Source organism: Bradyrhizobium sp. P5_C11_2, from assembly GCF_054049755.1.
Map to the genome: position 1 here is coordinate 1 of NZ_JBFULT010000420.1, position 6,695 is coordinate 6,695.

Below are 6,695 nucleotides of genomic sequence, written 5' to 3' on the forward strand. Positions count from 1 at the left end.
GGGCAGAACCCTGGTCGCTCCTGCTCGCCATCACGAAAGACATGCAGCCGGATCCGAATGAACTCCTCCCCGGCGGAGCCGAGCGCGATGCGTTGAGCGTGCGCCTCAACGCCTACTGGGCCGCACGCAACCGCTTTCTCGAAGCTGGCGCGTCTCTGCCGGGCGATCCGCGCGGGAGCGCCTTGATCGAAGCGGCTTCGCCGGGCCTCATCGACGCGCTTCGCCGGAGCTCCGAGTTCGATCCGGCCTATGGCCCGCTGATGGGCATGGCGAGATCCTTGATCAGCTCAGACCGCGCAGCGGCCGCGCGCCTGCTGCATCAGATAGACGAGGCAGCACCATCGCGCGGCGAGGCGCGGGAGCTTCTGCTGCGCGAATTTGGCGAGCGATGAGGGGCAATCGGCCCGTCCCACTCAGGGCGCGAAGTTGACGCGATAGCCCCAGCAGTCGAGATGATCGGGAATGGCGTTGAAGGCGATCGTAATTCGCTGCCCGCCCTGATTTCTCGGCACCTCGTGATAAAGGTAGCTTGGAAACAGCACGAGATCGCCGGGCTCGGCCTCTGGCAGGACGTACTTGCCCGCATTGAAGGGCCCAATGGCGGCGCTTCGCGTGTGATGCCGGAAGGAGAAGTCAAAGCCGCCGGGCGGCCGCACGAAGACCGTCTTGCAGGCCGCATGCGAGGGCGTCAGATAAATGATGCCCGAGACGAAACTGTTGGCGTGGGAATGCAGTGTCTGGTTGCCGCCGGTCTCGAGCATGTTGGTCCACATCTCCTTGACGGTCCAGCGCAGCTCTTCGCCGAACAGAAGGACGCCGAAATCGACCAGCTTCGGGACGGCAAGCTCGGCGATCTGGCGGAACAGCTCGTTGTCGCGGGGATCGGCAACTTCGGTGTGGAACAGCTGGCCCGAGCGCAGATTGCCTTCGACGCGGGTGCTCCGGATCGCGGCCACGGCGGCTTCGTTCAGCGAGGACGGAAGCAACCCGGGCGAGCGCAGCAGGGGAATCGGGAAAGGCGGCTCGATCTGATCCATGTCGCAACGTCTACCTGTTCTTGAAACGCAGGCAGACAATGCCCGGGCAAAGATGACGCCGCGATGACAGCATGCAGGATCTGCAAAATTCTGGGGTCCTGCTATTCGTCGGGCCCAAGCACTTTCAGCCTCTCGCCCGGCCGCAGCTCATGGCGCCGTTCGCGCACCTCGTCAGAGGCACGCGCGGCCATGTCCAGGCATTCGTCGAATTCGCCGTTGCCGGCTTCAGCCAAGGCCTGGTGCAGGTGCCGCTCGGCAAAGTAGCGGGAGAGATGGTCCGGCGGCAAACCCGCGGCCAATGCGCGCGCCTCCGCGACCGCAGCGTGGCACTCTTCCCGGGTGGGTTCGTCCGTGGCGGGCACGGCAGCACCAGGTGCGGCCACACCGCAGCCGAGGCCAGCGAAGAGGCCCAGTGCGCAGATGGTGATGCGAAACAGATACATCGAGGGCGTGCTGGCGGGATGAGTCATTTCCAAACAAGTACGGCGGGACACATCGCACGATGCGTCCCGCCGGATGGCCTCACGTCACGTCAGTGGTGGTCGTGATGATGATGATCGTCGTGATCATGATCGTGGTCGTTGTCGGCCCGCTGCCCGAGTCGCCGCGCCAATTCCGCGTTGGTCTCGACCAGGAGCTTCGGCGAGCCTTCCGGCCTGATGAAGATCGGATTGGCGTGGAACCAGACGTTCGAATAGGCCTGAACGTCGTGGGTCACCTTCTTGGCGCCATTCACCGTCTCCAGATGCGCCGGGCACGCCGGATCGGTACAGCTGACCTGCGCGTTGTTGGCATCCAGCAACGGATTGCCAGCGGTATCGCTGACGTTCGGCGTGCCGTTCGGAATGTTGGTTCCGCGCGCGCGGATGTAGAATGGCTTGGTGCCGGCGACAAAGGTCGTCGTGAACTTCAGCCGCACGCCGTCAGGGTCCCCCCGATGCGACCGGTGCATCTGCGTCGCGGAGATCTGCCGGGCGATGGTGGCCGACGGATTGTACACGATCGCCGCGCCGGCCGTGCCTGCGGCATTCGCCACCGCATAATTGGGCGCGTCGGGCGCAACGACGCCGGTGATCTGGCCAGTGATCAGATCGACGTGGTCGAGCGCCGGCTTGTTGAGCGGCTGCTTGATCCCCACCGGCACCAGCAGCGGATTGTCGAAGCTGTAGGGGCTGTTGTTCTCGTTCGGGACGGTCAGCTCCATCTCGACCGTGATCTTTTCGCCGGGCCTCACGACCAGCGTCTCACCCATGGTCTTCCAGTCGTCGCCGCGCGCCTTGGCGCGGAACACCATGTCCGGGCCGATCAGGTCCGCGTTGACCGAGTACGAGTTGCCCGAACGCATGCCGTCGATGACGTGCTGCGACGAGAACCGTCCCGCATTCGGAACATACAGCTTGGTGTACTCGCCGGGAATGAAATCGGCCGTCGTGAAGGAGTCGCGCGCGCCGCCCGCGCCGCGGCTGTGCCAGTCGGAGCTCACATACATGAAGAAGTTGCGGCCTTCGCCAAGCAGGCCGTCCCACAGGCCCCCGACCTTCGCGGTGTAAATGCCGCTCATGCCGTAGGTGCCGCCGCCGACCGCGTTGGGCGTGTAAGAACCGGAGCCGCCATTGGCACCGCCTTCGGCAAAGTGACCAGGCGATTCGATGCCGAACGCAACCGTCGGTCCGGCATTGTTGAAGTCGCGGAAATGCTCGATGTTATAGCCTTTGTTGGCGGTCGAGCTGAACGGTCCCTGGCGTTCGGTGTGGGTCGGGATGACGTAGGATTGCAGCGGATAGCTGGCCTGCAACCACTTGATGCCGGAGAGCGCCTTCTGGTGGCCCGCCGTGCCGGTGTTGTTGACGTTGTCCTTGCCGGTCCAGAGCTGATTGCCACCGGCGTCGATGACGGGGCCGATCGCATCGGTGTCGGCGCGGTCGAAACGGTATTCGAATTCCGCCATCTTGTCCGCGTTGCCGGTCCCCCTCCGCGGGTGCTGCCCGGTGATGACGGCGACGTCGACGTGTTCATGGCCGGGCGCGATCCACTCGAGACCCTCGATCAGCACCTTGTCGTACTTCGCCGAGCGATCGACGATGGTCGGATACTCGACCTCGCGGATCGACTGCCAGCGCCACATCTGCGCACCGGTGCCGCTGCCGTTCGGGGTGCCCTTCAGGCTGGAGATCGTGATCCCGTCGATGGTCTGGCCGAGCGTCTGGCTCCAGGTCGTCGTGGTTTGTCCCGGAAGATTGGCGCTGGTGTCGCTGAAGCGGCAGTCGCGATTGCCGGAACCGCCGTGGTTGCCGAGCGTGAACCAGTCGAGGTCGAAATTGTTGCCACCGGCGGACGCGGTGCCGCGCCCGACCGCGCGGTCGATCGTGTAGCCGGCGGCAACCGAACCATCCGTGCAGGTATTGTGATTGTGCATGTCGCCGGCGACATACGGATTGCCACGGCGCTCGTCGCGCCCAAAGCCCTCGGCTGCAGCGCTCTGCGTCAGCGCCAAGGATGCCGATGCGGCGGTCAACAGGATCGTCTTGCCAGATGGAAACATCTATCGCCCCTCATTCAAGTCAGAAATCGCGAAACCGCAGAGCCCCCGGGAATTGAGCACCAATTCACCCGGCCGCGTGAGCGGAATCCCTGCGGGCGCGATCATGACCAGAGTTACGATACAACTTCGTGAAGGATTTGTGTTGGACCGGAGCAAGCCCGCACTTTCCGTGGAGCATCTTGCCTCTCGCGCACGTCCGTTGCATTTTCCGCCTCGCGTGTGCGAATGAAGATGACAGATGAAATGCCCTGCCGCATAAAGCGGCGGCGCGTGCGAGAGTTTGTGACAACCACATGTCAATGCCGGCGACACCAGTTGAAGTGCAGTCCTTTCCGATATCGCGCGCCGGAGGTTCGGATCCGGACGCCGTCGCCCGTGGCGCGACCAAGCCTTCGCGTACTCTAGTTTCCGTGCTTGTGCGGCTCTCGCGCGAACCCTTGCTGCACTTCACTCTGCTGGGAGCGATCATCTTCGGCATCGATGCGGTATTGCACCCGCCCGCCAAGGACGAGAAGGTCATCACCGTGACCAAGGCGATGCGCCAGTCCTTCATCGACAATTTCGACGAGGACAAGGAACGCGCTCCTTCCGACGCACAGCTCCAGAAGATGATCGACAGCTGGGTCGCGAGCGAAATCCTCTACCGCGAAGGCAAGGCGCTTGCCGTGGACCGCGGCGACGAGACGATTCGCGATCGGATTGCCTACAAGATGCAATTGCTGATCTTCGACCAGATCCGCGTCCCGCGCCCCTCGGACGAGCAGTTGCAGGCGTGGTTTGTGGAGAACCACGTCCGCTTCGACGAGCCGGAGCGCGTTTCGTTCTACATCACCCCTCCGACGGATCAGGCCACGGCACAGCGCCAGCTCGACGACATCACCCAGCAGCGCGAATCCGAGGAGCTGCAGAATCTCACGCGCGCCATCCTCGCCCGGCCGGTCGCGAGTCTCGCGRCATCGTTCGGCGAGGATTTCCGTGACGGGCTGCTGACGATGCCGCAGGGGGAATGGAGGCTGTTGCAATCCAAGGACGGCTGGCACGTCGCTCGGCTGGACTCCCAGCGTCCGGGAAATCTTGCCAGTCTCGACAAGGTTCGGGATGAGGCCGCCAGGATTTGGCATACGGAAGAAACCCGCAAGCGTGCCTGGGAAGCGGTCAAGCGGCTCAAGGCGTCCTACCAGGTGCGGTACGAACAGTGACGGCGATCCGGCATCTGCGATTGGCGCTGCTGGCCTTGACCCTGGTCCTGGCCGCGCTCATCCGGCCATCGGCGCTCAGCGCGCACGAAGCGGCGATGGGCGTGCTCGAGTTTCGCGAGGTTCGGCCCGGCGCATTTGTCGGCCGCTGGAGCATAGAGCCCTCGATCGGCGCCTCGCGGGTCGACCTGCGGATGCCACCCCACTGCTTTCTCCGCCTGCCCGAGATGAACTGCGGCCAGAAGGGGCTGGTTGGCTCGATCACCATCACCAATCTCGGCTCCAACATGTCGGTCGTCCTGATCAAGGTCATTCCGATCGAGGGCGAGCCGCGCAGCTACACGATCTCGACGGCCAATCCCGTCGTCTCCGTTCTTGGCACCGGCGCGCCGACGCTGGAGGCCTGGGTCGAACTGGCCAAGACCTATGTGAACTACGGAATCGATCACATTCTGCTCGGCGCAGATCATTTGTTGTTCGTGCTGGGTCTGATCTGGATCGTCGGCGGCGGCTGGCGTCTGGTGAAGACGATCACCGCCTTCACGATCGGACACAGCGCTTCGCTTGCTGCGGCAGCATTCGGCGTGATCGGCGTACCGGAACGTCCGCTCAACGCCTGCATCGCACTCAGCATCGCGTTCGTCGGGGTGGAAATCGTCAAACAGCAGCGCGGCGAAATCGGACTCACCGCCCGCTATCCCTGGGTCGTGGCGTTCACCTTCGGTCTGGTTCACGGCATCGGCTTCGCGAGCGCCCTGGCGGGACTTGGGCTCGAAAACCGCCTCCTGCCGGCGGCATTGCTGTTCTTCAATATCGGCGTGGAGATCGGGCAGCTTGCCTTCGTCCTCCTCGTGCTCGCGTTGATCTGGGCGCACCGACGACTTGATGCCGTCGTTCCGCGCTGGGGCGAGGCCCTCCCGGCCTATGTCATCGGGTCGATATCGATGTTCTGGTTCTTCGGCCGCCTGGCGCGCGTATTCGCCGCAATCTGAGCGAGAGTCGCACACACAATGTATCTACGCATATTCCGAGCCCTCACGACTGCGATTGTTGCCTTCGCACTGACGCAACCGGCGCTCGCGCACGAGCAGGCTGGCGTCGCCGGCGGCCTCGCCAGCGGTCTGCTCCACCCAATAACAGGCATCGACCACCTGATTGCGATGGTGGCCGTCGGGATCTGGGGTGCGCAACTCGGCGCCCCGGCAATCTGGATCCTGCCGATCACCTTCCCGCTCGTCATGGCGATCGGCGGGGTCCTTGGCGTGCTGCATGTCCCGCTTCCGGTCCCGGAGGTGATGATTGCCGTTTCGGCTGTGATCCTGGGGGTGGCTGTCGCCGCCCGACTGCGGCTTCCCTTTCCCGCTGCCGCCCTCGTCGTTGCGATCTTCGCGATCTTTCACGGTCATGCGCACGGGGCCGAGCTTCCACGCGCAGCGAATGCGCTGGCCTACGGCGTCGGCTTTGTCACCGCCACCGGCCTCTTGCATCTGTGCGGCATCGCGATCGGCACGTTGACGCGCTGGCCCGCCGGCGAGCGCGCCATCCAGGGACTTGGGGCCGGCATCGCAGGGATCGGCTGCTACTTCCTCGCGCACGGCCTCGGAGCCGTTGCATGAAACGGAGAATTGGCCAGGTATTGATGTGCGCCGCCGTCCTGCTCGCGCAGGCGAACCCAGCCGAGGCACATATCGTCGCGGCCCGGCTCGGCGACTTCTATATGGGGGCCCTGCATCCCTTCACCGATCTTCAGGACGTCATTCTCTGGATCGCGATGGGCGTGCTGGCTGGCTCGCTCGGCGTTTCAAAGGGGCGCTGGCTTATCCTGGTGTTTCCGCTTGGGCTGCTGGCCGGGCTGCCTCTCGGACACATTTTCGGCGCGGCTTCGGCGGGACTTGCGGACGCCACGATGATGCTGGTGAT

At 64.2% G+C, this 6,695-nt stretch carries 7 protein-coding genes and 1 pseudogene; 5 read left to right on the forward strand and 3 right to left on the reverse strand.

Annotation, left to right across the window (positions count from 1 at the left end; all coding sequences use genetic code 11):
* Nucleotides 1-392 (forward strand): annotated as a pseudogene (locus tag ACXJL8_RS29645) (spermidine synthase); the annotation flags it as partial.
* Between the two features lie 21 nt (nt 393-413).
* Here the strand turns inward: ACXJL8_RS29645 and ACXJL8_RS29650 are convergent.
* The 3 genes from ACXJL8_RS29650 to ACXJL8_RS29660 all read right to left on the reverse strand — a co-directional run bounded on the left by ACXJL8_RS29650 (nt 414) and on the right by ACXJL8_RS29660 (nt 3,579).
* Nucleotides 414-1,037: a 2OG-Fe(II) oxygenase family protein gene (locus tag ACXJL8_RS29650; RefSeq protein WP_456686067.1), complete on the reverse strand. Its 624-nt coding sequence runs from the start codon at nt 1,035-1,037 to the stop codon at nt 414-416.
* A 101-nt stretch (nt 1,038-1,138) separates the two neighbouring features.
* Entirely contained in the window at nt 1,139-1,480 is a 342-nt protein-coding gene (locus tag ACXJL8_RS29655) for a hypothetical protein (protein WP_456623455.1), read from the reverse strand.
* Nucleotides 1,481-1,569: 89 nt separating this feature from the next.
* Nucleotides 1,570-3,579, reverse strand: coding sequence for a hypothetical protein (locus ACXJL8_RS29660; RefSeq protein WP_456623454.1), 2,010 nt, complete (start codon nt 3,577-3,579; stop codon nt 1,570-1,572).
* Between the two features lie 293 nt (nt 3,580-3,872).
* Between ACXJL8_RS29660 and ACXJL8_RS29665 the strand changes: the two genes are divergently transcribed.
* The 4 genes from ACXJL8_RS29665 to ACXJL8_RS29680 form a co-directional block, all read left to right on the forward strand.
* On the forward strand, nt 3,873-4,778 hold the full coding sequence (locus ACXJL8_RS29665; protein ID WP_456686068.1) for a peptidylprolyl isomerase: 906 nt from the start codon (nt 3,873-3,875) through the stop codon (nt 4,776-4,778).
* Nucleotides 4,775-5,767, forward strand: coding sequence for a HupE/UreJ family protein (locus tag ACXJL8_RS29670; protein ID WP_456623452.1), 993 nt, complete (start codon nt 4,775-4,777; stop codon nt 5,765-5,767). The genes ACXJL8_RS29665 and ACXJL8_RS29670 overlap by 4 nt, the downstream gene beginning before the upstream one ends.
* Nucleotides 5,768-5,785: 18 nt before the next feature.
* Nucleotides 5,786-6,391, forward strand: coding sequence for a HupE/UreJ family protein (locus ACXJL8_RS29675; protein ID WP_456686069.1), 606 nt, complete (start codon nt 5,786-5,788; stop codon nt 6,389-6,391).
* Nucleotides 6,388-6,695: HupE/UreJ family protein (locus tag ACXJL8_RS29680; protein ID WP_456686070.1), on the forward strand; the 308-nt coding region annotated here is incomplete at its 3' end. The genes ACXJL8_RS29675 and ACXJL8_RS29680, both read left to right, overlap by 4 nt.